This window comes from Bradyrhizobium sp. U87765 SZCCT0048 (genome assembly GCF_018131225.1).
Lineage (GTDB): Bacteria > Pseudomonadota > Alphaproteobacteria > Rhizobiales > Xanthobacteraceae > Bradyrhizobium_A.
On the sequence record NZ_JAFCMM010000004.1, the window covers coordinates 124780 to 150223 of the forward strand.

A 25444-nucleotide genomic window follows, 5' to 3' on the forward strand; every position below is an offset into this window, starting at 1 on the left:
GGAGCCGACGATGACCTTCCTTTCCCGGCGCATGTTCGCCGCCCTCGCCCTGTTCACCGCGATCCCCGCGGTGGCGTGCGCCGCCGACGCGCCCAAGCAGATCGCGATCGACTGGGCGACCTACAACCCGGTGTCCATCGTGCTCAAGGAGAAGGGGCTCCTCGAGAAGGAGTTCGCCAAGGACGGCATCAAGATCGTGTGGGTGCAGTCGGCCGGCTCCAACAAGGCGCTCGAGTTTCTCAACGCCGGTTCGATCGACTTCGGCTCGACCGCGGGCTCCGCGGCGCTGGTCGCCCGCATCAACGGCAATCCGATCAAGTCGATCTACGTCTATTCGCGCCCCGAATGGACCGCGCTGGTCACCACTAAAGACTCGAAGATCGCCAGGGTCGAGGATCTCAAGGGCAAGCGCGTCGCCGTGACCCGCGGCACCGATCCGCACATCTTCCTGGTGCGGGCGCTGCAGGGCGCCGGCCTCACCGAGAAGGACATCACCCCGGTGCTGCTGCAGCATGCCGACGGCAAGACCGCGCTGATCCGCGGCGATGTCGACGCCTGGGCCGGCCTCGATCCGATGATGGCGCAGGCCGAGGTCGAGGATGGCGCCAAGCTGTTCTTCCGCAAGCCCGAGGCCAACACCTGGGGCATCCTCAATGTCCGCGAGCAGTTCCTCAAGGACCATCCGGATCTCGTCCGCCGCGTGCTCGCGACCTATGAAGAGGCGCGCAAGGACGCGCTGGCCAACTACGACGATCTCAAGCGTTCGTTCATCGGCGTTACCAAGCTGTCGGACGCGGTCGTCGACAAGCAGCTCAAGGAGCGTACCGAGCTGACCCACAGCCGTATCGGTGCGCCCCAGCGCGAGTCGATCCTGGCCGCGGGCCTCGCGCTGCAGCAGGCCGGCGTCATCGACGCCAAGGTCGACGTCAAGGGCACGGTCGATGCCCTGATCGACGACCAGGTGCCGCTGCCGACGAACTGAGTTCTGTCTGAGTGGCACGCGCGGCCCGCGCCTCGCGGGCCGCGTTTGCATTTTGATCGCTTGCTTTCTGGGCCGGGACGCGATTTGGCTAGGGTGATGATGAGCGAGATTTCCACCCTGCCCGCGTCCGGTTCTGTCGCAGAGGGGGCGCCCGAGCGTTCCTCGCGCTGGCGTCGCCTTGCCGGCCCCGCGCTCGGCTTGATCGTGCCGGTCGGCGTTGCGCTGGCCTGGGAGCTGGTGGTCGCCGCCGGCTGGTCGACCGGCCGCCTCGTGCCGCCGCCGAGCCGGGTGCTGGTCACGCTGGTCGAACTCGCCCGCAGCGGCGAGCTGCTGCGCCATGTCGTCGCGACATTGTGGCGGGTCGCCGCGGGCTTTGCGCTCGGCGTCGTCGCCGGCACGCTGCTCGGCGCCGTCGCCGGCTACTGGTCGCTGGCGCGGCGGCTGCTCGACCCGACCTTGCAGGCGCTGCGCGCCATTCCGTCGATCGCCTGGGTGCCGCTGTTCATCCTGTGGCTCGGCATCTTCGAGCCGTCGAAGATCGCGCTGATCGCGGTCGGCGTGTTCTTCCCCATCTATCTCGGCGTCACCGCCGCCATCCTGTCGGTCGACCGCAAGATCGTCGAGGTCGGGCGCATCTACCGCCTGTCGGGCTTCGCCATGATCCGCCGCATTCTGCTGCCCGCGGTGCTGCCGGCCTATGTGGTGTCGCTGCGCGCCGGCCTCGGGCTCGGCTGGATGTTCGTCGTCGCCGCCGAGTTCATGGGCGCGTCGGAAGGCCTCGGCTTCCTGCTCACCGATGGGCAGCAGCTCGGCAAGCCGGCGCAGATCATGGCCGCCATCATCGTGTTTGCCGTGCTCGGCAAGTTCACCGACTGGGTGGTCGAGCTTGCGACCGCGCCGCTGCTGCGCTGGCAGGATTCGTTCGGCGCCCGCGCGGGCGGGAGGTGACGATGCTGACCCTCGACCGTGTCGGCAAGGTCTACCCCAACGGCGTGCAGGCGCTCGAAGGGTTTACCGCCGAGATCAGGCTCGGCGAGATTGTCGCCATCATCGGCGGCTCCGGTTGCGGCAAGTCGACGCTGCTGCGTGCGATCTGCGGGCTCGATCCGGCCTCGACCGGCCGCATCGCCCTCGATGGCGCGGCGGTGACGGCGCCGCATGAGAACATCGGCATCATCTTCCAGGAGCCGCGGCTGCTGCCGTGGCTCAGTGTCGCCGACAATATCGGCTTCGGCCTGTCCGGCGATCCGGCTGCCGTGCGCAAGGACAAGGTGGCGCGGGCGCTCGACCGCGTCGGGCTCACTGACAAGGCCGGCGCGTGGCCGCGCGAACTGTCCGGCGGCCAGGCGCAGCGTGTCGCCATCGCGCGGGCGCTGGCGCCGCGGCCCGAGGTGCTGCTGCTCGACGAGCCGTTCTCCGCGCTCGATGCCTTCACCCGCGCCGACCTGCAGGATCACCTGCTGGCGCTGTGGGAAGATTTCCGACCGACCCTGTTGCTCGTGACCCATGATGTCGACGAGGCGGTGGTGCTGGCCGACCGCATCATGGTGATGCGGCCGCGGCCCGGCCGGCTGTTCGAGGAGATCAAGGTCGAGCTGTCGCGGCCGCGTGACCGCGCGTCCGAGGCGTTCGACGCGGTCAAGCGCCAGGTCATGACCGCGCTCGACCGTTCGCTCGATCGCAGCCGCCGCCCGGTGGACGGTTGGTTGACGGCGGGCGAGGGCATATAGTCGCGCCCGACACGCCCCCTCCGAACCGAGCTGGAGACCATTCTCATGGATTCGACCGAGCTGCGCGCCATGCAGGCGCCGATCAAGGACCGCTACCGCGCCGATCCCAAGGCCGCCTTCATCACCCTGCGCGCCCAAGGATCGCTGGAGAGCGAAGGCATCGCCTGCAAGATCGAAACCGGCCGCGCCGCGGCGGCGATCGCCGGCCTGCATCCGGCGACCGGCGGCTCGGGCCTCGAACTGTGCTCCGGCGACATGCTGCTGGAGGCGCTGGTCGCCTGCGCCGGCGTGACATTGAAGTCGGTGGCCACCGCGATCGACGTGCCGCTGAAATCAGGCCATGTCAGCGCCGAGGGCGACCTCGACTTCCGCGGCACCCTCGGCGTCGACAAGGAAGCGCCGGTCGGCTTCGCAGCCATCCGCCTCAAGTTCGACGTCGACACCGACGCGCCGCAGGACAAGCTCGACCAATTGCTCAAGCTCACCGAACGCTACTGCGTGGTCTACCAGACCATCAAGCACGGCCCGCCGGTGACGGTCTCGCTCGCGCGGGTTTAGGGTGGACCACAATCCGTCATCCTGAGGTGCGAGCGAAGCGAGCCTCGAAGGATGGACGGCCCCTGAGCCACTGCACAGGCCGTCGCCCTTCGAGGGCCGCGCGAGGGCGCGGCCACCTCAGGGTGACGGATGACCACGGTCGAACTCTCATCATGCTCTAGCGCGACTTCCCTCCGCGCCACCCAGTCCGCGTCGCGGCCAGGCATGAAAGTCTCTTTCGCCCATGTCTCCCGAACTCTCCTTCGCGCTGCTGCTCGTGCTGCGCATGGCCGTCGCCGCGGCCTTCGTGGTCAGCGCGTCGGTCATCACCGAGCGCGTTGGACCCGTGATCGGCGCGCTGATCGCGACGCTGCCGATCTCCGCCGGGCCGTCCTACGTCTTTCTGGCCATGGATCACGATGCGTCGTTCGTGTCGGCGAGCGCGCTGGCGAGCCTGCCGGTCAATGCCGCAACGATCATGATGGGGCTGACCTATGTGCTGCTGGCGCAGCGCCATCGCATGATCGTGGCCGTCGCGGCCGCGGTCGCGGTGTGGCTGACGTGTTCGGCGTTGATCCGGATGACGAGCTGGTCGCTGGCCGGCGGCCTCGCGGTGAACGCGGTGGCGTTCGCGATCTGCCTGCCGCTGCTCAGCGGCTATCGTCATGCGCGGATGCCGCTGGTGACGCGGCGGTGGTACGACATCCCGCTGCGCGCGGCGCTGGTGGCGACACTGGTGGCGCTGGTGGTCGGCACGTCGGGGTGGGTCGGCCCGCAGGTCACCGGCGTGATCGCGCTGTTCCCGATGGTGTTCACCAGCATGATGCTGATCCTGCATCCGCGCCTCGGCGGCCCCGCCACGGCTGCGGTGATCGCCAACAGCGGCTGGGGGCTGCTCGGCTTCGGCATTGCCGTCGCCGTGCTCCATGTCGCCGCGCTGCCGCTAGGCTCCGCCGCCGCACTTGGTCTTGCGCTCGCGACCTGCGTCTGCTGGAATCTCGGCCTGTGGTGGCTCGGCCGCCGAAGCAAGGCGCGCCGCTCGCCGGCTTGACTTCGATCGGTCCGGGCTTGAAACAGGCGCACGCTCGCCGATCCCGGCGCGAAACGGAGCCGGTCCCTTGCCCCATATCGTCTGCCACTACTCCGTTCCCCAGGACATGCCGCCGCTGCGGGACCTCCTGCTGGCGCTGCACCACGCCGCCGCCGCCACCGGTGTCGTGAAGGCCGAAGACCTCAAGATCCGCGCGCTGCCGTTCAGCGACTACCTCGTCGCCGGCGAGCAGCGCTCGTTCTTCCATGTCAGCCTGTACATGCTGGCCGGCCGCACCGCGGCGCAGAAGCTGGCGCTGAGCGTCGCGTTGCGCGAAATCCTGAGCGGCCTCCTGACATCGACCTACAGCATCAGCATCGATATCAGGGACATGGATCCCGATGCGTACAAGAAGCGGCTGCTGGACTAAGGTCCAGCTCATTCCGCCGATCGCGGTTGATCCCCCTCATGGTGAGGAGCGCGGCAACGCCGCGCGTCTCGAACCATGAGGCCACGGCGGAGTCGCGTTGCAGCGGTTCGCAGCGGTCGTGTGTTCTTCTGCGTCATCGCCGGGCCCGCGCGTCAGCGCCGTGACCCGGTGATCCATCCTGGATGCTGAGAACACGAGAGGAGCTGGATGCGCGGGTCAAGCCCGCGCATGACGGTGGTGGGTGTCGAGGCGTTTCGTCTCATCAAACATGAGCCGCACACGCTCGTCGTCGGTCCATCACGCGGACCGTCATGTTCATGACCTGCCTTCACGCCACGGCGCTGTGTCGCTGATAGCGTCTCTACCCACTCACGTGATGTGTGCTACAGACATGTGAGCCACTTCCGCGAGGAGCCGTCGTGAACCTGCACGCCGTGACCGCTGAGGACGCGTTCGTGCACCTCGAACCCCTGACGTCGGCCCACCGCGACGATCTGCGTGCGGCGTGTAATGCGGATACCGATGTCTGGACCAGCCTCTATCCCATCTCCTGGGCCGGCGCGCATTTCGATCCCTGCTGGGACTGGCTTGCGGGCGAGGTCGCAGCCGGCCGTTATATCGCCCATGCCGTGATCGCCGGCGGCCGCTGCGGCGGGATGACCTGTTATCTCAACATCGACCGCCGCCATGGCGTCGTCGAGATCGGCGGCACCTATTACCGCCCCGACTGGCGCGGCGGCCCGGTCAACCCGGCGGCCAAGCGCCTGATGATCGCCAACGCCTTCACCGCCGGCGCCCGCCGCGTCGTCTTCCGCATCGATGCGATCAATGCCCGCTCCCGCGCGGCAGTCAGCAAGCTCGGCGCGCAATTCGAAGGCATCCTGCGCCAGGACATGATCACCTGGACCGGCCGTATCCGCGACACGGCGGTGTATTCGATCCTGGCGGATGAATGGCCGGCGGTGCGGGCGGGATTGGACGGACGGTTGTTGGGATTGGGCGGCGCGACGTAGGAGGCACGTCCATCACAAGCGTGACGTTGGTTTTTGATAGCGCATTCGGGCAACTCGCCAGGTGAGACGCCTCAATTTGGACCTGTTCGGCCTTTCACCATTCGGGACAGTTGCGATTGCGGGGATCAATGGGGCTGGAAGCGATCATGAGAATGATGAAGCCTCTCATTCTTGCGTTCATCCTGTTGTCTATGGCGTGCCTGAAGGATGCGCAGGCCTGCTTGGGGCCGCATCAAAGGACGTTTCCATCCTGCGAAATCAGCGCCCCTCGCAAGGACGAGCGAACGACGATCGTCTATGTCAACAGCGGTAGCGGCCTTTCGTCGGTCACGCCCGGCAGCGATGCAATCGTCACGGAGGTCGTCGATGTCGAGATCGGCGTCGCCGACAAGCCTCACTACATTGTCCTGTCGAGTGGAAAGCCGATCATCTGGCGGTTCACCGGACGAACTAATGCTATATCGCGTGTCGTCGTTCTAGGCTCGCAATTCAATGGTGCTGCACGGAGCGGAGTTGTTGGTGTTCCACGCGACCGGATTCTATTCGCCAAGACCGACATGGAGAAATTGAAAAGCAGGCCCCGGACCTCGTGCGATTCGTTCTATACCGCCTGCGAAGCTTCCGCATATTTCGACATCCCCAAAGCTGACAGAATGCATCTTGCTGGAGAGGCACCAGCGGACCGTTATGGCGTCGACCAGTTCGTTGAGCGCCTCAGAGGGGATGTCGTCAGAATACCTCAAGACGGCTGGGTCGAGGAAGGTAAGAACGGCGGCTCGAAACTGAAAGGCGATGGCTGGCTGTATGGCGGGCAAAGTTCGGTCGGTCGTCACGAACTGTTTGGCGGCGGGGGCTATGTCGAGACAAGTCAAAATTACGAGCGAGGGCTGATCGAAATCGACGCGCTGAGCGTTGTTTCGCAAGAAGCGGTTCGCGACTACTCCGTCCTCCCGGCAACGGCCGGGATCCGGCAGTTGCTGGCGGACGGGAGTCTCGTTGGCTCTGATGATGCCCGATTCCGGGCCGCATACGACAGGTGGAACGAGCGCTTGAGCCGGTCTTACAGAAGCAAGCTCGATCCGAACTTCTTGTTCTCTTACAAGGTCGACTTCCTTGTGACGCGGCCGCTGAAATTACCTGCCGGATTAACTCGTACTGAGTTTCTGGTTGGCGATGGCGTTGCTTCCCCGGACATGAATGGCAATTCGTACTTCGCGTGCCTCCATTTCGCCGATCTCAGGGACGCGCGGATTGCTCCGCATGCTTCCGGCGATCCGCAATGTACTGCCGGTTTGGGTTCTCTGGTATTTTCGCGTCTTGAACAGTCGATGACAATGAGCGCATGGGCGTTTAATCGGATGCAGCGAGCAGCCCAGGTCGACAAGGACAAGTGTAGAGCTTTCGTGGTTTCGGGTGATGCATACTTCGCGGGAATCTCCGTTTCCGATGAGGCATTCCAGCAGCCTGCCATGGGCACCAAGCCGCGACGCATCGACGTGATCGTCAATCGTTCCGGGAAGGTCGCACTCTATCTCGAGATGTCGAATGCTCGAGCTGACTGGCATATATTTCCTGCCACGCAGACGCAGATTACAGACGTCGTGCTGGGCCGGGGCAGCGCAGTGAGTGGACTAGCTTCGTCAGCTCAGACCTATACGGTGGAGCCCTCATCGCCCGCAATAGGACGGGAGTGCTACGAATTCCTGCCGTCTGGAGACGCTTATCTGGGTGGTCCCGCCGCGCTGGCCCTTGATCAGAGTCTTCAGGTGTTGGCTGGCCATGCACTCGATAGTCTACTGCGTCAAACGAATGATGGAAGCTGGCCTCCTGTTGCCAGCGATCAGGATACTGCACGCGTGACTCTTGTGATCGAGTAGTGGTTTCGGACCCAGGCATGGATATGTGCATGGCATGGTACGTGGGGCTCGTCGCTCTCCGCTTCGATCTGGTGCCTTGAGGATCGCCAGATCGCCTTCACACTCCCGTTGGCAACGTCACGCTCGCCGCCAACCCTCCACCATCCCGATTGGCCAGCCGCAACTCCCCGCCCAGCGATGCCGCCAGCCGCTGCGCGATGGCGAGGCCGAGGCCGGTGCCGCCGGTCTCGCGGTTGCGCGAGGCCTCGACGCGGTGGAAGGGCTGCAGCACGGCGGCGAGTTCGTCCTCTGGGATGCCCGGGCCGCGGTCGAGAACCGCGATGACGATCCGGCCTGTGCCGTCGCGCCGGGCGTCGATGTCGACATCGCGGGCGAACTTCAGGGCGTTGTCGACGAGGTTGGTGACGATGCGGCGCAGGGTCTGCGGCGCGGTCATGATCGGCGTATCGATGGTGCAGGTCAGTCCGACCGGCTGTCCGGAATCGGCATAGTCGTAAGCGAGGCTCTCCAGCAGCGCGGCGAGGTCGGTGCGCACCGGCGTCTCGGCGGCGCGGCCGGCGCTGCGGGCGAAGTCGAGGCCCTCCTCGATCAGCGCCTGCATCGCGCCGAGATCGGCCTGCAGCTTGTGCTTGAGCGCGGTGTCGTCCAGCAGGTCGGTGCGCAGCCGCATCCGCGTGATCGGGCTCTGAAGGTCGTGGGAGATCGCCGCGAGGATGCGCACGCGCTCGCTGACGTCGGCGGCGATGCGTTGTTGCATGGCGTTGAACGCCTTCGCCGCATGGGCGACCTCGCGCGGGCCGTCCTCCTTGAGCGGCTCGCCCTTGAGATCGGGGCCGAGCGCATCGGCGGCGCGGGCGAGCCGCGCCAGCGGCCGGGTCGCGAGGCGCACCGCGATCCACGAGAACAGGCCGAGCAGGGCGAACTGCGCCGTCAGCGCCGCGATCACGAACGGCGACAGGCCGGATTCCGGCGGCAGCATTTCGAGGGTCAGCGGCGTGCGGTCGGCGAGCGCGAGCCGCAGGTCGAAGCGCAGGGGATCGCGGCTGTCAGCCGGCGCGGTCGCGATCACCGTGCGCCCGGGGCCGAGCTCACGCGCCACGGCGGTCGCTACCTGGCTTGCGGTGGTCGAGGCCGGGCGGGGCACGGAAGGCTCGAGGCCGAGGCGATAACGGTAGTTCTTGCGGTCGAGCCGCGGCAGCCACTGCAGCCGCTCCGCCGCGGGCACGCGTTCGAGGATGGCGACGGAGCTGGCAACGTCGCGGGCCAGATACGCCACCATCATGGCGCTGACCGCCTGGGCGCGGTCGTGCAGCAGCAGCGCCAGCGACAGCAGGTGCGCGGCGGACAGGCCGCAGAACAGGATCAGCGCGACGCGGCCGAACAGCGAGCGCGGCCACGGCCGCCAGCGGCGCGGCGCCGTGCGCGTGGTCACCGCGGCGTCCATGTCTCGACCGCGGTGGAGAACACATAGCCTTCGTTGCGCACCGTCTTGATGAAGCGCGGCTCGCGCGCGTCGTCCTTGAGGCGCTGCCGCAGACGGCTGACGAGAAGGTCGATCGAGCGGTCGAACGGTTCGGTGTCGCGTCCCTGGGTCAGGTTGAGCAACTGATCGCGGTTGAGCACGCGCTGCGGATGGTCGAGGAACACGCGCAGCAGGCGGTATTCGGCGCCGCTCAGCGCCACCATGGTGCCGTCGGTGTCGACGAGATGGCGCTGGGTGGTGTCGAGCCGCCAGCCGCCGAACGCCAGCCCGCGCGCCGCCTCGGTGATGCGCAGGTTGGCCGGCAGCGCCCGGGCGCGGCGCAGGATCGCCTTGATCCGTGCCAGCAGCTCGCGCGAGGCGAACGGCTTGGCGAGATAGTCGTCGGCGCCCATTTCGAGGCCGAGGATGCGGTCGGCCTCGTCGCCGCGCGCGGTCAGCATCAGGATCGGCGGAGCGTTGGCATCGGTGGCGCGCAGGTCGCGGCACAGCGTCAGGCCGTCTTCCTGCTGCAGCATCAGGTCGAGCACGATGAGGTCGACGGTCTTGTCGGCGAGCACGCGGCGCATGTCGCGGCCGCCCTTCACCGCGGTGACGGCAAAGCCGCTGCCTTCGAGATACTGCACCAAGAGGTCGCGCAGTTCGCGGTCGTCGTCGACGATCAGGATATGGTCTTTGCGGTCCATCGGGGTCCGACTGTAGCCGCTCCGCCGGGCGAGCGGTGCGGGACTTTGTATCACACTGTATCCGGGCGTGGCTGGGACAGACGGCGAGACACGATCGCGCGGTGGCGGACACATCCGGGATACGCCGGGATGGTGGATGGCGGACGTGCCGGCTCGCTCCGGCGGCTCTTCGGAGGACCCATCGATGCGAACGTTTCCCGTCATCGCCGCCGCCGTTGCCGTGGCCTGGCTGTCCGCGGCGCCGGCGCAGGCCGGCGACGGCCCGGTCGGCCGCTGGCGCACCGACAACGGCAATCTCGAGGTCGAGATCGTGCCCTGTGGAGCGGCGTTTTGCGGCACCGTCGTCAAGGTGCTGGCCAACCGCTCGATGAGCGGCAACGGCGCCATGGTCGCGGCGGACACGCGTTCGCCGCTCGGCATGACCATCCTCAAGGATCTGGTGTCGTCGTCGGCCGGGGAATGGCAGGGCGAGATCTACAACCGCGAGAACGCCAAAACCTATTCCTGCCGCCTGTCGCTCGACGGCCCTGACCAGCTGGTGGTGCGGCCCTATGTCGGCCTGCCGATGTTCGGCAAGACGCTGGTGTGGGCGCGCGTTGCGGCGCCGGCGGAGCGGAACTGAGCCATGTTCGATCTCCCGCTCGCCTTCGCCGCCGGCCTGCTCACCATCGCCGCGCCCTGCGTGCTGCCGATGCTGCCGATCATCCTCGGCGCGTCGGTCGGCCGGCGCGATCCGGTGCGGCCGTTGCTGGTCACTCTTGGCTTCGCAGTCACGTTCGCACTGGTCGCCTTTCTGTTCGGGCTGTTTCCGAGCGTGCTCGGGCTGTCGCAGGACACGCTGCGTGATGCCTCGACCGCGATGCTGCTGGTGTTTGGCGCGTTGATGATCTGGCCGCATCCGTTCGAATGGCTGGCGGCGCGACTTGGCCCGCTCGCCGGCACGGTCGGCCTCGCCGGCGCGCAGGCCGGCGGCCCGGCGGGCGCGGTGCTGCTCGGCGCCAGCCTGGGAGCGGTGTGGGCACCGTGCGCCGGGCCCGTGCTCGGCTCGATCCTGACCCTGATCGCCTCGTCCCAGCGGCTCGACCGCGCGGCACTGCTGCTCGCGGCGTATTCGCTCGGCGCGGCGGTGCCGATGCTGCTGATCGGTTATGGCGGCCAGCTCGCCTCGACGCAGGTGCGTGCGCTGGTGCGCCACACCCGCACACTGCAGCAGGGCTTTGGCGTCGTCATCGTGCTGGTCGCGGTGGCGACCTTCTACCAGGTCGACACCACCATCACCGCCTGGCTCGCCAATTTCTATCCCGCCATCTCAGGAGGACTGTGATCATGACGTTGACCGTTTCAAGACGTGGCCTGTTCGGGCTGATGGCCGGCGCGGCCGCGGTCGCCGGCGGCGCGCGGATGCTGCGCGCGGAGCCCGAGGCTCTCGCCTTCCACGATGATGGTGCAGCGCCAGAAATCGCCGGCATCGAACACTGGCTCAATTCGCCGCCGCTGACGCTGGCGGGGCTGCGCGGCCAGGTGGTGCTCGTCGACTTCTGGACCTACTCCTGCATCAACTGCGTGCGCACGCTGCCCTACGTCACCGGCTGGCACCGCACCTTCGCATCGCGTGGCCTTGTCATCATCGGCGTGCACACGCCGGAATTTGCTTACGAGAAGTCGACACGCAATGTCGAGGCCGCCATCGCCCGTCATGGCATCGCCTATCCGGTCGCGCAGGACAACGCGTATGCGACGTGGAAGGCGTTCGACAACGAATACTGGCCGGCGACCTACCTGATCGACCGGCGCGGCCATATCGTGAGGAAGCACGCCGGCGAGGGCGCCTATGATGTCACCGCGCAGGCGATCGCGACGCTGCTCGATGCGAAGGCGTGAGCCGGCTGTAATGAGGGTGGCCTCAATGCCGGCATTTCGATCGGCAGCGATAGCTGCTGCAGCACCGCTGGTGCCGATCTGTGCCGATCGAGATTCCGGGTCTGGCCCTTCGGGCGATCCCGGAATGACGACTCCCAAATACGGCGTTGCTATGCGGCGCCTTTCCGGGGCGTGCAGCGTTGCGGCATTTCTCAGCGTCATCACCGGGCCGACGCGAAGCGTCGTGACCCGGTGATCCAGCTTTGATTACAGTTCGTCATATCGGGAGCAAGCTGGATGCGCGGGGCAGGCCCGCGCATGACGCGGTGGGGATGGCAGGCACCCAAAGTCGATCGGGGGGCCGTGGCCCGCGCGTTGCATCTCATCGGCCTCATGGTTCGAGACGCGCGGCTCTGCCGCGCTCCTCACCATGAGGGTTGGAATCCGCGGCTGGCCTCAGGCCCCCTCTGCGCTCTGCTTCTTCAGGGCGTAGAGCGCCTCCAGCGCCTCGCGCGGCGACATGTCGTCGGGGTTGAGCGCCTTGACCGCGTCCATAACCCGATCCGCCGGACCGGGCGGCGGCGCTTCCACTTCCGCGCGGGTGGTGATGGCGAACAGCGGCAGGTCGTCGGCGAGCGCCCGCGCGGTCGAGGAGCGGTCCTGCGCCTCCAGCTTCGCCAGCACCGATTTGGCGCGCGCGATCACCGGCGACGGCAGGCCGGCGAGCTTGGCCACCTGGATGCCGTAGGAGCGGTCGGCGGCGCCGGGCAGCACCTCGTGCAGGAACACGACGTCGCCGCGCCACTCCTTCACACGCACAGTGGCGTTGAACAGCCGCGGCAGCCGCGCGGAGAGCGCGGTCAGCTCATGATAGTGGGTCGCGAACAGCGCGCGGCAGCGGTTGGTCTCGTGCAGGTGCTCGATGGTCGCCCAGGCGATCGACAGGCCGTCGAAGGTCGCGGTGCCGCGGCCGATCTCGTCGAGGATGACAAGGGCGCGCTCGCCGGCCTGGTTGAGGATGGCGGCGGTCTCGACCATCTCGACCATGAAGGTCGAGCGGCCGCGGGCGAGGTCGTCGGCGGCGCCGACGCGGGAGAACAGACGATCGACGACGCCGATGCGGGCGCGCTTGGCCGGCACGAAGCTGCCGATCTGCGCCAAGAGCGCGATCAGCGCGTTCTGCCGCAGGAAGGTCGACTTACCGGCCATGTTGGGACCGGTGATCAGCCAGATCTGGCCGTTCTTCTGGCCCGGCGCCGGCGACAGGTCGCTGGCATTGGCGATGAACGGCTGGCCGTCGCGCTTGAGCGCCTGCTCGACCACCGGATGGCGGCCGCCCTCGATGGCGAACGCCAGCGAGGTGTCGACTTCCGGCCGGGCGTAGTCATGATCGACCGCAAGCTGCGCCAGTGCGGTCGCGACATCGAGCATCGCGAAGGCATGGGCGGCGGCGCGCAGGTCGTCGCTGGCGGTCGCGACCTCGGCGCTGAGGCGGTCGAAGATCTCCAGTTCGAGGCCGAGCGCGCGCTCGCCGGCATTGGCGATCTTGGCCTCGACCTCGCTCAATTCGGTGGTGGTGAAGCGCACCTGGCCGGCCAGCGTCTGGCGGTGGATGAAGCGGGCGTTGAGCGGCGCCGTCATCAGGCGGTCGCCATGCTGCGCGGTGACCTCGACGAAATAGCCGAGCACGTTGTTGTGGCGGATCTTCAGCGCCTTGATGCCGGTCTCGTCGGCATAGCGCGCCTGCATCGCGGCGACGACCTGACGGGACTCGTCGCGCAGTGCGCGCGTCTCGTCGAGATTGGCGTCGTAGCCGGTGCGGACGAAACCGCCGTCGCGCTTGAGCAGCGGCAGTTGCTCGTCGAGCGCGCGGGCGAGTTCGCCGGCGAGCGCGCGCGAAGGCTGGCGCAGCGCCGCGACCGTCGCGGCGATCTCGGACGCCGGCTCCGCCATGCGGCCGAGCAGTGCCAGCGCCTGGTCGGCGGCATGGATGCCGTCGCGCAGCGCAGCGAGGTCGCGCGGCCCGCCGCGGCCGACCGACAGCCGCGTCAGCGCGCGCGAGATGTCGGGCGCGGTTTTCAGCGCGGCACGGATGTCGGCGCGCGTGCCGCTGTCAGCGACGAAGGCGTCGACCGCATCGAGCCGGCGCGTGATGCCGGGAACGTCGGTCAACGGCGCCGACAGCCGCTGCGCCAGCAGGCGCGATCCGGCGGCGGTGACGGTCATGTCGATGGCGTCGAGCAGCGAGCCGCGCCGCTCGCCGCCGAGGGTGCGGATCAGTTCGAGGTTGGCGCGCGTCGCGGAATCGATCGCCAGCGTCGTGCCGGCGACCTCGCGGCCGGGCGGCGACAGCGGCGGGCGTTTGCCGACCTGCGTGCGGTCGATATAGGTCAGGGTGGCGGCGGCGGCGGTCGCCTCGATGCGCGACATCGCGCCGAAGCCGTCCATGGTGGCGACGGCGAAATAGTCGCACAGCCGCCGCTCGGCGGTGGCGCTGTCGAACACGTCGCGGGTCAGCGGCGTCACCGCCGACAGCGTGCGCAGCAGCGGCCCGATCTCGGCATCGCTGTACAGCGCGTCGGTCACGATGACTTCGTTGGGATTGATGCGCGCCAGCGTCGCGGCGAGCTCGGCGACGGCGCACTCGGTGACCATGAACTCGGCGGTGGAGATGTCGATCCACGACAGGCCGATGCGGTCGCCGCCCGGCGCCGACGAGCGGGCGCGGGCAATCGCCAGCAGGTAATTGTTGGTGCGGGCGTCGAGCAGGTTGTCTTCGGTCAGCGTGCCCGGCGTGACGACGCGCACCACGTCGCGGCGCACCACGCTCTTGTTGCCGCGCTTGCGCGCCGCCGCCGGGTCCTCCATCTGCTCGCAAACAGCGACGCGGTGGCCCTTCTCGATCAGGCGGTGCAGGTAATCATCGGCGCGTTCCACCGGCACGCCGCACATCGGGATGTCCTGGCCGAGGTGCTTGCCGCGCTTGGTCAGGACGATACCCAGCGCCTTGGAGGCGGCTTCGGCGTCCTCGAAGAACAATTCGTAGAAATCGCCCATGCGATAGAACAGCATCAGGCCGGCATGGGCGGCCTTGATCTCAAGGTACTGTTCCATCATCGGCGTCAGCTTCCCGATCGGTTCGGGAGCCTGATCGGCGGGGAGTTGCGCGGGATTGGGAGGCTGGATCGTCATGGCGGCGGAAACTAGCAAAGTTTGCCGGGCCGATCCTGTCCTTTGCCGGATTTGTCCGGGGTTTTCCCCGCTTCTCGGTTCAGGATGTGAAACCGTGGCGGCGGCCGCGCGGCATGGCCCTGCGCGCAGCAAGCATTTGATTTCCTTCCCGCCACTTCCTAAAACTCGGCCAACCAACGCCCTGTCGCCGACGCGGTCGGGAGCGAGTTCGGGGATTTTGAGGGAGCCTCAACATGCGTGACGTTTTTGTGTGCGATGCCGTGCGGACGCCGATCGGTCGCTTCGGCGGCTCGCTCGCCAAGGTGCGGGCCGACGATCTCGCCGCCACCCCGATCAAGGCGCTGATGGCCAAGCATCCGAACCTCGATTGGGCGCAGATCGACGAGGTGTATTTCGGCTGCGCCAACCAGGCCGGTGAAGACAACCGCAACGTCGCGCGCATGGCGCTGCTGCTCGCCGGACTGCCTGACACGGTGCCGGGCGTCACGCTGAACCGCCTCTGTGCTTCGGGCCTCGATGCGGTCGGCGCCGCGGGCCGCGCCATCCGCGCGGGCGAGATCGAGCTGGCGATCGCCGGCGGCGTCGAGTCGATGACTCGCGCGCCGTTCGTGATGGGCAAGGCCACCGAGGCGTTCCAGCGCTCGGCCGAAACCTTCGACACCACCATCGGCTGGCGCTTCATCAACCCGCTGATGAAGCAGCAGTACGGCGTCGACTCGATGCCGGAGACCGGCGAGAACGTCGCCGAAGAGTTCCAGGTGTCGCGCGCCGACCAGGATGCGTTCGCGATCCGCTCGCAGCAGCGCGCCGGTGCGGCGATCGCCGCCGGCTACTTCGCGCAGGAGATCGTTCCGGTCACCGTGCCCGGCGGCAAGGCCGGCCCGATCACCGTCGACAAGGACGAGCATCCGCGCCCCGAAACGACGCTGGAAGGCCTCGCCAAGCTCAAGACCCCGTTCCGTAATCCCGGCACGGTGACCGCGGGCAACGCGTCGGGCGTCAATGACGGCGCCGCCGCGCTGATCCTGGCGTCGGAAGCCGCCGTCAAGAAGCATGGCCTCACCCCGCGCGCCCGCCTGCTCGGCCTTGCTTCGGCCGGCGTGCCGCCGCGCATCATGGGCATCGGCCCCGTGCCGTCGACCCGCAAGTTGATGGAGCGGCTCAAGCTCAAGATCAGCGACTTCGATCTCATCGAGCTCAACGAGGCGTTCGCCTCCCAGGGCATCGCCGTGCTGCGCCAGCTCGGCGTCAAGGAAGACGCCGATTTCGTCAACCCGCATGGTGGCGCGATCGCGCTGGGACATCCGCTCGGCATGAGCGGCGCGCGCCTCGCGCTGACTGCGGTGCATGGCCTCGAGACCCGCGGCGGCAAGCTCGCGCTCGCCACCATGTGCGTCGGCGTCGGCCAGGGCGTGTCGATCGCCCTCGAGAAGCTGAACTGAAGGCTGGCGGCACGCCGGCGACACGACACGGCGCGGCCGCTTGGGCCGCGCCCGGAGGATCTCAAATGACGCTCGTCTACCCCCGCAGCAGCACCGAAGCGTTCGGGCCGCGCCTCTATCCGGACTACAAGAGCACGGTGAAGCGCGCGCCGCAGAAGCCGCTGATCATCATGCCGCACACCCTGTCCGAGCTGACGGGCCCGGTCTATGGCCACGAGACGGTGCGCGAGAACGACAGCGACCTCACCGTCCAGCACAGCGGCGAGCCGATCGGCGAACGCATCATCGTCCATGGTCATGTGCTCGACGAGGATAATCGCGGCGTGCCGAACACGCTGGTCGAGCTGTGGCAGGCCAATTCCTGCGGCCGCTACATCCACACCCGCGACCAGCACCCGGCGCCGCTCGATCCGAACTTCACCGGCGCGGGCCGCGCGCTGACGGATGCGAATGGCTATTACCGCTTCGTCACCATCAAGCCCGGCGCCTATCCGTGGGGCAACCACTACAATGCGTGGCGGCCGGCCCACATCCACTTCTCGGTGTTCGGCCACTCGTTCCTGTCGCGCGTCGTCACCCAGATGTACTTCCCGAACGATCCGCTGTTCCCGTTCGACCCGATCTTCAACTCGGTGACCGACGAGAAGGCGCGCCTGCGCATGGTGTCGAGCTTCGATCTCGAAAACACCAAGCCCGACTGGGCGTTGTGCTACCGCTTCAACATGGTGCTGCGCGGCCGCAACGCCACGCCGCAGGAGACGCACTGATGACCGGCCTCACCCCTTCGCAGACCGTCGGCCCCTTCTTCAAGTACGGCCTGACGCCGGGCGGCGAGTACACCTGGAACGACGCCTTCACCAACGACCTCGTCACCGCCGACACCGCCGGTGATCGCGTGCGCATCGAAGGCCGCGTGTTCGACGGCGACGGCCAGATCATTCCCGATTCCATGCTGGAGATCTGGCAGGCCGATGCCCAGGGCCGCTTCAGCGACCCCAAGGACAGCCGCGCGCTGCCCAACAGTTCGTTCCGTGGTTTCGGCCGCTGCGGCACCACCAAGGAGGGCGAGTTCTCCTTCCACACGGTGAAGCCGGGCCCGGTGCCGGGCCCGAACGGCAGCACCCAGGCGCCGCACATCCTGCTCGCGGTCTATGCCCGGGGCATGACGCGGCAGGTGCAGAGCCGGATCTACTTCGAAGGCGAAGCGGCCAACGCCAGCGATCCGATCCTGGCCCTGGTGCCGGCGGATCGTCGCGACACCCTGATCGCGAAGCCCGTCGCCGGCAAGCCCGGCGTGTATCGTTTCGACGTGCACCTGCAGGGGGACAACGAGACGGTGTTCTTCGACCTCTGAGAGCGCCGCCGGGCAACGCCCGGCGAGAGCAATGATGCCAGGACAAAAAATAGGGCGTCGCTGGTGGCGACGCCCTTATTCTTTTGCGAGAGTTGTTTGAAGAAGCCGCCGGTCTCGCTCCGGACGACATCCGATCCTGCAAACCTAATCCATCACCGCAGCGTGGTCGGAGGCGCCTTGCGTCTGCTTGCGCAGCGCGGCCTTGGTTGATCCGATCATCAGCGCCAGCGGGATCGAGCACAGCGTCACCACCATCACCAGCTGGTAGTCGCGGGCGAAGGCGATGATCTGGGCCTGGACCTGCAGCACCGCATCCATCAGCGCGCGGCCGGCGTCGGTGTTCATGTTGATCATGCGCGCCACGTCCGGCATCTGCATGGCGCTGTTGAACGGCGTGATGTGCTCGTTGAGGATGGCGTAGGCGCGCCGGCCGCCCTGGGTCAGCTCGGCGATCACCACCGAGATGCCGACGGAACTGGCGACATTGCGCAGCAGCGTCAGCATCGCGGTGCCGTCAGTGCGCAAATGGCTCGGCAGCGTCAGGAACGATACGGTGCTGAGCGGCACGAACACGAGGCCGAGGCCGAAACCCTGGGCGATGCTCCAGATGATGATGGTCGACGCCTGGGTCTGATCGGTGAAGCCTGTCATCATGAACAGCGAAAACGTCATCAGCGACAAGCCGGTGATGATCAGCGTGCGCGCCTCGATGTACTTCATCAGCCGGCCGACCAGCATCATCGCCACGAAGGTACCGCAGCCGCGCGTCGCCAGCAGCAGGCCTGCGGTGATGATGGGGTAGCCGATGACGTTCTGCAGGTAGGGCGACGACAGCGCCATGGTCGAGAACAGCACGAGGCCCATCACCGTCATGAACACGCAGCCGCTGATGAAGTTGCGATCCCTGAAGATCGCGAACTGGATGAACGGCTTCGACGTCGTCAGCGAGTGGGCGAAGAAGTAGTAGAAGCCGACGATCGCGATGATCGTCTCGGCGATGATCTCCGGCGATTCGAACCAGGCGAGCTGCTCACCGCGGTCGAGCGCGATCTGCATCGCGCCGATGCCGACCGCGAGCGCGGCGAAGCCGAACCAGTCGAACTTCAGCGCGGTATTCGGCTTGGTCTCTTCCATGAAGGCCGCGAGGCCGAGCACGGTGAGTGCGCCGAACGGCAGGTTGACGAAGAACACCCAGTGCCAGGAATAGGTTTCGGTCAGCCAGGCGCCGAGCGAGGGCCCCATGATCGGACCCATCATCACGCCCATGCCCCAGATCGACATCGCCGTGGCGCGCTCGTGCAGTGCGTAGGAGTCGAGCATCACCGCCTGGGACAGCGGCACCAGCGCGGCGCCGAACATGCCCTGCAGCAGGCGGAACAGCACCATCTGGGTGATGTCCTGGGCGAGGCCACACAGCACCGAGGCGAAGGTGAAGCCGGCGGCGCAAATGATGAAGATGCGCTTGCGGCCAAAACGGTTGGCGATCCAGCCGACCGGCGCGGTCATGATTGCGGCGGCGACGATATAGGACGTCAGCACCCAGTTGATCTGGTCCTGGGAGGCGGACAGCGTGCCCTGCATGTAGGGCAGCGCGACGTTGGCGATGGTGGTGTCGAGCGCCTGCATGATGGTCGCCGTCATGGCGCAGATCGTCACCATGTTGCGGCGAAATCCGGGGACCGCCGCCGAGGAGGTGGCGGCGGCGGTCACCGGTCGTTCTCCTGCGCGGCCGCGGAGGAGAGACCAAGCAGGCCGGCGAGCGACCGGCGGTGCCCGGTATCGATCCAGACATAGGTGCTCATGCCCGCCTTGAGCTTGCGCACCATCTTGTCGTTGTAGTCGAAGTAGATGCGCACCGGCACGCGCTGCACCACCTTGACGAAGTTGCCGGTGGCGTTCTGCGGCGGCAGGATCGCGAACTGCGCGCCGGTGCCCGGGCTGAGCGAGCCGACGGTGCCCTGAAAGCTATGGTCGGGGAAGGCGTCGACGCTCAGCGTCACCGGCTGGCCGACGCCGACATAAGTGAAATCGGATTCCTTGAGATTGGCATCGACCCACGGGCGGGCATCGTCGATGACGCTGAACACCGGCGTTCCGGCGGGAATGAAGCGGCCGAGCTGGATGCTGTCGACCTGGGTGGCGACGCCGTCGATCGGCGCGCGCAGCACGGTGTGATCGAGGTTGCGCTGGGCTTCGCCGAGCGCGGCCTGGGCCTGGCGGTAGGACGGGAACTGGTCGAGCGGCAGGTCGGGGTTGTTGAGCAACTGGTTCATCGACGTCGACAGCTGCTGTTGCAGCAGTTCGAGCTGCGCCCGCGCCACCACGAGGTTGGTGGTGGCGGTGTCGAGATCGAGCTGCGAGCCGAAGTTGCTCCTGGCGAGCGTGTTCTTGCGCTCGACGTCGCGCTGCTTCAGCTCGACGCCCTGCCTGGCGAGGTCGAGCATCTGCGTGTACGACTGCACGTTCGATTTGAGGTTGTTGTAGGTGGTTTTCGCGGTCTCGAGCGCGGCCTGCGCCTGCTGCAGGGCGAGGCGAAACGGCACCGGGTCGATCTCGAACAGGTCGTCGCCGGCCTTCACATGCTGGCCTTCGCGCACCACCACCTTGTCGATCTTGCCGGAGATGTCCGGCGTGATCAGCACCTTCTGGGCGCCGACATAGGCGTCGTCGGTGGTCGCGTAGCGGCCGCCCGACAGATAGAACAGCACGCCCGCGACCACGGCGATCACGGGCAGCACCACCAGCAGCAGGACGCGGCGATTGTCGACGATGCGCTGGCGCCAGCCCCTGCGCGCCGCTTCGGGCTTGTCCGGCCGCGTCTCGTCGGGCGGGAATTTCAGAACAGGGTCAGCCATAGCGTTGAGCCTTTGCCTTGGCGTCGCCCACGTTCTGCAGGGCGTCGCGCACGTTGTCCTTGATGAGTTCGAGCTGCGCCACGAGCCCCTCGGCTTCGGCCGTGGTCATGCGGCCGAGCGCGGTCTCGGTGATTTCGGCGCGCAGCTCCGCGAGCTTTTCGAGCAGCGGGCGCGCGGCCGGGCGCAGATAGAGGCGGTTGACGCGGCGGTCGCTCATGTCGGCACGCCGCTCGATCAGGTCGTTGTCGCAGAGCCGGTCGATCAGCCGCGTCAGCGTGATCGGCTGCATCTCCATGAGGTCGGCGAGCTCGGACTGCTTGAGGCCCTCGGTCCGTTCGAGCTTGGCGAGCACTGCCCACTGGGCGCGCGTGATGCCGTACCGCGTCGCGAGCTTGTCGGCATAGAGCCGCAGCATCCGCTGGGTTTCGAACAGCGCGAACAGGAAATCGAGATTGTTCTTCGGCATGGGCCGGGGCCAAGCTCCTAAGCTTGGGATATAATAAGCTTGCTTATAAATTCGGCGAGCATCTTTTGCGCCGAGGGCCTCTGAGCAGGCCGCATGGCTAACGAAAAATGAATTTGGGATCAGTCTATTAGAGCGTTTTCGAGCGAAGTGGGCACCGGCTCGCGTGAAGAAAGCGCGTCAAAACAAAATGCTCGAGCGCGTTCGCGATTCCATCAAAACTGAACGCGCTCGAGCGCTCAGTCCCATTCGACGCCGGCCTCGGCCGCGAGGTCGAGGGTGCTGGTCTGGCCGATGGCGTCGAAATGCTGGTCGAGGAACCGGCGGGCGGCGCGCTGGCCGGCGCGGTGCAGCAGCTCCAGGAAGTCGTAATCGGTCTTGAGCTTGCTCGACCCCGCGAGGCGGCTGCCGAGCCCGCCGAGGTCGATGCGGTGGATGTTGAGCCGGCGGTACTGGTTCTTGCCGGTGCCGCGCGGCAGGTGGCCGTCGTCGATCAGCTGATTGACGAAGTCCATGCTGCGCAGCTCCGAGATCAGCGCCGAGTTGAAGGTGATCTCGTTGAGGCGGTTGAGGATCTCCGAGGAGGTGCGCGGCGTCGTCGGCCGGCTCACGGGATTGATCTGCACCACCAGCACGTCCTCGGCCTCCGTCGCCTGCAGGAACGGGAAGATCGCCGGATTGCCCATGTAGCCGCCGTCCCAGTAGGGGATGCCGTCGATCTCGACGGCGCGGAACATGAAGGGCAGCGCCGCGGACGCCATCACCACGTCGGCGGTGATCTTGTCACGGGAGAACATGCGCAGCCGCCCGGTATGGACGTTGGTCGCCGAGATGAACAGTTCGATATCGCTGTTGCGCACCGCGTCGAAATCGACCGAACGCGCGATCAGGTCGCCGAGCGGATTGATGTTGAGCGGGTTGAGGTCGTAGGGCGAGAAGTAGTGCGCCATCGCCTCGAACCAGTTCTGGATCGGCGTGGTCGCGAACGGCATCAGCGACAGCATGCGGTCGGTGACCGCGCGCTGCACCGGCGGCAGGCTGCCGCCGACGCTGGCGGCGCGCCAGAAATCTGCGAGCTTCTTGCGGGCCTCGTCGGCATCGCCGCGGGCGAGCCCGTCAGCCAGCAGCACCGCGTTGACCGCGCCCGCCGAGGCGCCGGAGATGCCGGTGATCTCCAGCCGGCCGTCGGCTAGCAAATGGTCGACCACTCCCCATGTAAAAGCCCCGTGGGCACCGCCGCCCTGCAGCGCGAGATTGATCTTCTTGGCCGTCGGGCGCGGCGCGCGCTCGCTGGCGCGCCGGGTCCAGTTCGTCAGACCGTCGAGATAGGATTTGAGATTGGTGACCAAGGAGCTGGCTCGCTGTCGATGAAAGATACGTTTCGCGATGCGTCGGCCCCGCAGGCGACGGCGTTCAGTCTGTCCCAGATTTGGGGGCTTTTTGTTGCGTTGCAATGAAAAATATTGCATTGCAAAAAATTGATGCATGGCCCGTTTGCGGGAACTTGATGCCGAAAAACCGAGCGGAATCGCGCGGGAGCGATTAAATGGTTCGATGATGACGCCGACCAAGCCGATGCCGACCGCGCCGGTCTTTCCGACGCCCGATCACGACCATGGCCGTTGTGCGGCGGATGCGCTGCGTCACGCCGAGAAGGTCTGCGAAGGGCGCGGCCAGAAGTTCACGCCGATCCGCCGCCATGTGCTGCAGGCGCTGCTGTCCAGCCACCGTCCGCTCGGCGCCTACGAGATCATCGACGAACTCGCCAAGGTCATCGCGCGGCCGGCGCCGATCACGGTCTACCGCGCGCTCGACTTCCTGATGGAGAACGGCCTCGTTCATCGCATCGAGAGCCGCAACGCGTTCCTCGCCTGCGCCCACAACCACGACGATATCGCGATGGTCGCGTTCCTGATCTGCGACCGCTGCGGTTCGGTCGGTGAAATCCCGGCCGCTCCGATCGCCCATGCGATCAACGAGGCGGCGCGCGGCACGGGCTTTTCGCCCAAGCTGTCCGTCGTCGAAATCACCGGCACATGCGTGCATTGCCAGACAACAACATAACAACGGCGTCGATCGCCCGGCACAACAGGTTCCCATGTCAGCGCAAACGTCATCCGCAGCGGGCCGTCCGCTGACCCTCGGCGCCGTCGCCGTGATGCTGATGCTGTGCCTGAGCTGGGGCTTCAACCAGATCGCGGTGAAGCTCGCCCTGCCGGACATTCCGCCGCTGATGATGGCGACGATGCGCTCGATCGGCGGGCTGATCGTCGTGCTGGTGATCGCGCGGCTGCGTGGCGTGAACATCTTCGTGCGCGATGGCACGCTGAAGGCCGGCCTGCTGGCGGGCCTGCTGTTCGGTCTCGAATTCGTGGTGATCTATCGCGGCCTGGTGTGGACCAGCGCCACCCGCGCGGTCGTGTTCCTCTATGTCGCGCCGTTCGTCGTGGCATTCGGCTCGTTCCGGCTGCTCGGCGAGCGGCTCGGACCGGCGCAGTGGGGCGGCCTCGCGCTGTCGTTCGCCGGCGTCGCGCTGGCCATCGGCGTGCCGCAGGTCGGGGTCGACCAGAAGGTGCTGCTGGGCGACGGCCTGATCGTGATCGGCGGCATTCTGTGGGCCGCCACCACCATCGTGGTGAAGCTCTCGCCGCTGCTGCGGGTGCCGGCCGAGAAGACCCTGGCCTATCAGCTGGCCGTGTCGGTGCCGATCCTCGGCCTGTCGTCGCTGGCGTTTGGGGAACGGATGACCGCGCTGCCGGGGGCGACGGCGCTTATCTCCTTGTGTTATCAGACGTTTTGGGTGGTCGGCCTGACCTTCCTGCTATGGTTCATGCTGGTGCGGACCTATTCCGCCAGCAAATTGTCGGCTTTCACATTCATCACCCCGCTGTTCGGGGTCGCGGCCGGCTATTTCGTGATGCACGACCCGATGACGCTCGCCTTCGCCGGCGCGTCCGCGCTCGTCCTGGTCGGACTTATTCTCGTCAACCGCCCCTCACCGCCGGTGGTTGATCCGTTGCTGTCTGTCACAAAAACCTGATATTTGAGGCCCATGAGCAAGCTCGAAAACCCGTCAGAAATCGACGTCGCCGGCCCTGCGCCGCGGCACAAGACCACCGCAGTCAAGGTCGGCGGGGTGACCGTCGGCGGCGGCGCGCCGATCGTGGTCCAGTCGATGACCAACACCGATACGGCAGACGTGGCGGGCACGGTGGCCCAGGTCGCGGCGCTCGCCCGCGCCGGCTCCGAGCTGGTCCGCATCACCGTCGACCGCGACGAGGCGGCGGCGGCGGTTCCCCATATCCGCGAGGCGCTGGACAAGCGCGGCATCAAGGTGCCGCTGGTTGGCGACTTCCACTACATCGGCCACAAGCTGCTCGCCGATCATCCGGCCTGCGCCGAGGCGCTCGACAAGTACCGCATCAATCCCGGCAATGTCGGCTTCAAGGACAAGCGCGATACCCAGTTCAGCGCCATCGTCGAAATGGCGATCAAGCATGGCAAGGCCGTGCGCATCGGCGCCAACTGGGGTTCGCTCGACCAGGAGCTGCTGACGCGGCTGATGGAAGAGAACGCCGCGTCGTCGAACCCGCGCGAGGCCCGCGCCGTCACCCGCGAGGCGATGGTGCAGTCGGCGCTGCTGTCGGCGAAGCGCGCCGAGGAGATCGGCCTCGCCAAGAACCGCATCATCCTGTCGGCCAAGGTGTCGGCGGTGCAGGACCTGATCGCGGTCTACCGCGATCTCGCCTCCCGTTCGGACTACGCCATCCATCTCGGCCTCACCGAAGCCGGCATGGGCTCGAAGGGCATCGTCGCATCCGCGGCGGCGCTCAGCGTGCTGCTGCAGTCGGGCATCGGCGACACCATCCGCGTGTCGCTGACGCCGGAGCCGGGCGGCGACCGCACGCTCGAGGTGCAGGTCGCGCAGGAGATCCTGCAGACCATGGGCTTCCGTACGTTCGTGCCGCTGGTCGCGGCCTGCCCGGGCTGCGGCCGCACCACCTCCACCGTGTTCCAGGAACTGGCGCGCGACATCCAGGACTTCATCCGCGACGAGATGCCGAACTGGAAGACGCGCTATCCCGGCGTCGAGACGCTCAACGTCGCGGTGATGGGCTGCATCGTCAACGGTCCCGGCGAATCCAAGCATGCCGACATCGGCATCTCCCTGCCGGGCACCGGCGAGACCCCGGCGGCGCCGGTGTTCGTCGACGGCAAGAAGTTCACCACCCTGCGCGGCCCGACCATCGCGGCCGACTTCAAGGTCATGGTGATGGACTATATCGAGCGCCGCTACGGCGTCACCGGCCAGACCGCGGCCGAATAGCGGCTGCGGCGTCGACGCCGTCGACACGGTGCGGACGCATGGCAGCGCTTTCCGTCTTTCTCTGTCATGGCCGGGCTTGTCCCGGCCATCTCGCTTAGGGACGCACTGCCCTCCTTGCCGGGGTCGCCGGGAGACCTTAGTCCTAGCGATCGGTTAAAGACGGATCGCGCTGCCCGGCGACGACGA

General features: G+C 67.0%; 24 protein-coding genes. 17 read left to right on the forward strand and 7 right to left on the reverse strand.

Going from position 1 to position 25444, the window contains the following annotated elements; translation table 11 throughout:
- Positions 1–10: 10 nt before the first annotated feature.
- The 8 genes from JQ639_RS23335 (at position 11) to JQ639_RS23370 (ending at position 7599) form a co-directional block, all read left to right on the forward strand.
- On the forward strand, positions 11–982 hold the full coding sequence (locus JQ639_RS23335; protein WP_211967760.1) for an aliphatic sulfonate ABC transporter substrate-binding protein: 972 nt from the start codon (positions 11–13) through the stop codon (positions 980–982).
- Between the two features lie 96 nt (positions 983–1078).
- A complete protein-coding gene (locus JQ639_RS23340; protein WP_211967758.1) occupies positions 1079–1930 on the forward strand; it encodes an ABC transporter permease in 852 nt (283 codons plus the stop codon).
- Between the two features lie 2 nt (positions 1931–1932).
- Positions 1933–2712 (forward strand): ABC transporter ATP-binding protein, encoded by a 780-nt coding sequence (locus tag JQ639_RS23345; protein ID WP_211967756.1) that lies wholly within the window; start codon positions 1933–1935, stop codon positions 2710–2712.
- Between the two features lie 45 nt (positions 2713–2757).
- The gene (locus JQ639_RS23350; RefSeq protein ID WP_211967754.1) at positions 2758–3270 is read left to right on the forward strand and encodes an OsmC family protein; all 513 of its coding nucleotides are present in this window, start codon (positions 2758–2760) and stop codon (positions 3268–3270) included.
- 223 nt (positions 3271–3493) lie between these two features.
- Positions 3494–4300 carry a hypothetical protein gene (locus JQ639_RS23355; protein WP_211967753.1) on the forward strand — a complete coding sequence of 269 codons (807 nt, stop codon included), beginning with the start codon at positions 3494–3496 and terminating at the stop codon, positions 4298–4300.
- A gap of 67 nt (positions 4301–4367) precedes the next feature.
- The gene (locus JQ639_RS23360) at positions 4368–4709 is read left to right on the forward strand and encodes a 5-carboxymethyl-2-hydroxymuconate Delta-isomerase (RefSeq protein WP_211967751.1); all 342 of its coding nucleotides are present in this window, start codon (positions 4368–4370) and stop codon (positions 4707–4709) included.
- A gap of 419 nt (positions 4710–5128) precedes the next feature.
- Positions 5129–5722: a GNAT family N-acetyltransferase gene (locus JQ639_RS23365; RefSeq protein ID WP_211967749.1), complete on the forward strand. Its 594-nt coding sequence runs from the start codon at positions 5129–5131 to the stop codon at positions 5720–5722.
- Positions 5723–5868: 146 nt separating this feature from the next.
- Entirely contained in the window at positions 5869–7599 is a 1731-nt protein-coding gene (locus tag JQ639_RS23370) for a hypothetical protein (RefSeq protein WP_211967747.1), read from the forward strand.
- A gap of 97 nt (positions 7600–7696) precedes the next feature.
- Here JQ639_RS23370 and JQ639_RS23375 read toward each other — a convergent pair whose 3' ends face one another.
- Both JQ639_RS23375 and JQ639_RS23380 read right to left on the reverse strand, forming a co-directional pair.
- A complete protein-coding gene (locus JQ639_RS23375) occupies positions 7697–9031 on the reverse strand; it encodes a sensor histidine kinase (RefSeq protein ID WP_349644567.1) in 1335 nt (444 codons plus the stop codon).
- Positions 9028–9765 (reverse strand): response regulator, encoded by a 738-nt coding sequence (locus tag JQ639_RS23380; RefSeq protein ID WP_211967744.1) that lies wholly within the window; start codon positions 9763–9765, stop codon positions 9028–9030. Before JQ639_RS23380 ends, JQ639_RS23375 begins: the two co-directional genes overlap by 4 nt.
- A 184-nt stretch (positions 9766–9949) precedes the next feature.
- Between JQ639_RS23380 and JQ639_RS23385 the strand changes: the two genes are divergently transcribed.
- The 3 genes from JQ639_RS23385 to JQ639_RS23395 are packed head-to-tail and all read left to right on the forward strand — an operon-like array spanning position 9950 to position 11646.
- A complete protein-coding gene (locus JQ639_RS23385) occupies positions 9950–10387 on the forward strand; it encodes a DUF2147 domain-containing protein (RefSeq protein ID WP_211967743.1) in 438 nt (145 codons plus the stop codon).
- Between the two features lie 3 nt (positions 10388–10390).
- Positions 10391–11089, forward strand: a complete 699-nt coding sequence (locus JQ639_RS23390; protein WP_211967742.1) for a cytochrome c biogenesis CcdA family protein — start codon at positions 10391–10393, stop codon at positions 11087–11089.
- A gap of 2 nt (positions 11090–11091) precedes the next feature.
- Positions 11092–11646, forward strand: coding sequence for a thioredoxin family protein (locus tag JQ639_RS23395; protein ID WP_211967741.1), 555 nt, complete (start codon positions 11092–11094; stop codon positions 11644–11646).
- Positions 11647–12081: 435 nt separating this feature from the next.
- On the opposite strand, the gene mutS is transcribed toward JQ639_RS23395, so the two are convergent.
- The gene (mutS, locus tag JQ639_RS23400) at positions 12082–14817 is read right to left on the reverse strand and encodes a DNA mismatch repair protein MutS (protein ID WP_211967740.1); all 2736 of its coding nucleotides are present in this window, start codon (positions 14815–14817) and stop codon (positions 12082–12084) included.
- A 233-nt stretch (positions 14818–15050) separates the two neighbouring features.
- Here mutS and pcaF point away from each other — a divergent pair, with 233 nt between their 5' ends.
- The 3 genes from pcaF to pcaG all read left to right on the forward strand — a co-directional run bounded on the left by pcaF (position 15051) and on the right by pcaG (position 17613).
- Entirely contained in the window at positions 15051–16259 is a 1209-nt protein-coding gene (gene pcaF / locus JQ639_RS23405) for a 3-oxoadipyl-CoA thiolase (protein WP_211967739.1), read from the forward strand.
- A 65-nt stretch (positions 16260–16324) separates the two neighbouring features.
- A complete protein-coding gene (gene pcaH, locus JQ639_RS23410; RefSeq protein WP_211967738.1) occupies positions 16325–17026 on the forward strand; it encodes a protocatechuate 3,4-dioxygenase subunit beta in 702 nt (233 codons plus the stop codon).
- Positions 17026–17613, forward strand: coding sequence for a protocatechuate 3,4-dioxygenase subunit alpha (gene pcaG / locus JQ639_RS23415; RefSeq protein ID WP_211967736.1), 588 nt, complete (start codon positions 17026–17028; stop codon positions 17611–17613). The genes pcaH and pcaG overlap by 1 nt, the downstream gene beginning before the upstream one ends.
- 144 nt (positions 17614–17757) lie before the next feature.
- On the opposite strand, the gene JQ639_RS23420 is transcribed toward pcaG, so the two are convergent.
- The 4 genes from JQ639_RS23420 to JQ639_RS23435 all read right to left on the reverse strand — a co-directional run bounded on the left by JQ639_RS23420 (position 17758) and on the right by JQ639_RS23435 (position 22280).
- The gene (locus JQ639_RS23420) at positions 17758–19272 is read right to left on the reverse strand and encodes an MDR family MFS transporter (protein ID WP_211967969.1); all 1515 of its coding nucleotides are present in this window, start codon (positions 19270–19272) and stop codon (positions 17758–17760) included.
- Positions 19273–19319: 47 nt separating this feature from the next.
- On the reverse strand, positions 19320–20468 hold the full coding sequence (locus JQ639_RS23425; protein WP_211967735.1) for an HlyD family secretion protein: 1149 nt from the start codon (positions 20466–20468) through the stop codon (positions 19320–19322).
- A complete protein-coding gene (locus JQ639_RS23430; RefSeq protein ID WP_211967733.1) occupies positions 20461–20934 on the reverse strand; it encodes a MarR family winged helix-turn-helix transcriptional regulator in 474 nt (157 codons plus the stop codon). The genes JQ639_RS23425 and JQ639_RS23430 overlap by 8 nt, the downstream gene beginning before the upstream one ends.
- Before the next feature lie 236 nt (positions 20935–21170).
- Positions 21171–22280 (reverse strand): patatin-like phospholipase family protein, encoded by a 1110-nt coding sequence (locus tag JQ639_RS23435; protein WP_211967731.1) that lies wholly within the window; start codon positions 22278–22280, stop codon positions 21171–21173.
- A 226-nt stretch (positions 22281–22506) separates the two neighbouring features.
- Here JQ639_RS23435 and JQ639_RS23440 point away from each other — a divergent pair, with 226 nt between their 5' ends.
- The 3 genes from JQ639_RS23440 to ispG are packed head-to-tail and all read left to right on the forward strand — an operon-like array spanning position 22507 to position 25258.
- Positions 22507–22995, forward strand: a complete 489-nt coding sequence (locus tag JQ639_RS23440; protein WP_211967968.1) for a Fur family transcriptional regulator — start codon at positions 22507–22509, stop codon at positions 22993–22995.
- Between the two features lie 34 nt (positions 22996–23029).
- Positions 23030–23971, forward strand: a complete 942-nt coding sequence (locus JQ639_RS23445; RefSeq protein ID WP_211967729.1) for a DMT family transporter — start codon at positions 23030–23032, stop codon at positions 23969–23971.
- Between the two features lie 12 nt (positions 23972–23983).
- Entirely contained in the window at positions 23984–25258 is a 1275-nt protein-coding gene (ispG, locus tag JQ639_RS23450; protein WP_211967728.1) for a flavodoxin-dependent (E)-4-hydroxy-3-methylbut-2-enyl-diphosphate synthase, read from the forward strand.
- Positions 25259–25444: the final 186 nt, after the last annotated feature.

Bases quoted from the DNA above. Each gene is read 5' to 3' on its own strand.
- JQ639_RS23335 (WP_211967760.1), top strand. From the start codon at position 11: ATGACCTTCCTTTCCCGGCGCATGTTCGCCGCCCTCGCCCTGTTCACC.
- JQ639_RS23340 (WP_211967758.1), top strand. From the start codon at position 1,079: ATGATGAGCGAGATTTCCACCCTGCCCGCGTCCGGTTCTGTCGCAGAG.
- JQ639_RS23345 (WP_211967756.1), top strand. From the start codon at position 1,933: ATGCTGACCCTCGACCGTGTCGGCAAGGTCTACCCCAACGGCGTGCAG.
- JQ639_RS23350 (WP_211967754.1), top strand. From the start codon at position 2,758: ATGGATTCGACCGAGCTGCGCGCCATGCAGGCGCCGATCAAGGACCGC.
- JQ639_RS23355 (WP_211967753.1), top strand. From the start codon at position 3,494: ATGTCTCCCGAACTCTCCTTCGCGCTGCTGCTCGTGCTGCGCATGGCC.
- JQ639_RS23370 (WP_211967747.1), top strand. From the start codon at position 5,869: ATGAGAATGATGAAGCCTCTCATTCTTGCGTTCATCCTGTTGTCTATG.
- JQ639_RS23380 (WP_211967744.1), bottom strand. From the start codon at position 9,765: ATGGACCGCAAAGACCATATCCTGATCGTCGACGACGACCGCGAACTG.
- JQ639_RS23385 (WP_211967743.1), top strand. From the start codon at position 9,950: ATGCGAACGTTTCCCGTCATCGCCGCCGCCGTTGCCGTGGCCTGGCTG.
- JQ639_RS23390 (WP_211967742.1), top strand. From the start codon at position 10,391: ATGTTCGATCTCCCGCTCGCCTTCGCCGCCGGCCTGCTCACCATCGCC.
- JQ639_RS23395 (WP_211967741.1), top strand. From the start codon at position 11,092: ATGACGTTGACCGTTTCAAGACGTGGCCTGTTCGGGCTGATGGCCGGC.
- mutS (WP_211967740.1), bottom strand. From the start codon at position 14,817: ATGACGATCCAGCCTCCCAATCCCGCGCAACTCCCCGCCGATCAGGCT.
- pcaF (WP_211967739.1), top strand. From the start codon at position 15,051: ATGCGTGACGTTTTTGTGTGCGATGCCGTGCGGACGCCGATCGGTCGC.
- pcaH (WP_211967738.1), top strand. From the start codon at position 16,325: ATGACGCTCGTCTACCCCCGCAGCAGCACCGAAGCGTTCGGGCCGCGC.
- pcaG (WP_211967736.1), top strand. From the start codon at position 17,026: ATGACCGGCCTCACCCCTTCGCAGACCGTCGGCCCCTTCTTCAAGTAC.
- JQ639_RS23420 (WP_211967969.1), bottom strand. From the start codon at position 19,272: ATGGTGACGATCTGCGCCATGACGGCGACCATCATGCAGGCGCTCGAC.
- JQ639_RS23425 (WP_211967735.1), bottom strand. From the start codon at position 20,468: ATGGCTGACCCTGTTCTGAAATTCCCGCCCGACGAGACGCGGCCGGAC.
- JQ639_RS23430 (WP_211967733.1), bottom strand. From the start codon at position 20,934: ATGCCGAAGAACAATCTCGATTTCCTGTTCGCGCTGTTCGAAACCCAG.
- JQ639_RS23440 (WP_211967968.1), top strand. From the start codon at position 22,507: ATGCCGACCGCGCCGGTCTTTCCGACGCCCGATCACGACCATGGCCGT.
- JQ639_RS23445 (WP_211967729.1), top strand. From the start codon at position 23,030: ATGTCAGCGCAAACGTCATCCGCAGCGGGCCGTCCGCTGACCCTCGGC.
- ispG (WP_211967728.1), top strand. From the start codon at position 23,984: ATGAGCAAGCTCGAAAACCCGTCAGAAATCGACGTCGCCGGCCCTGCG.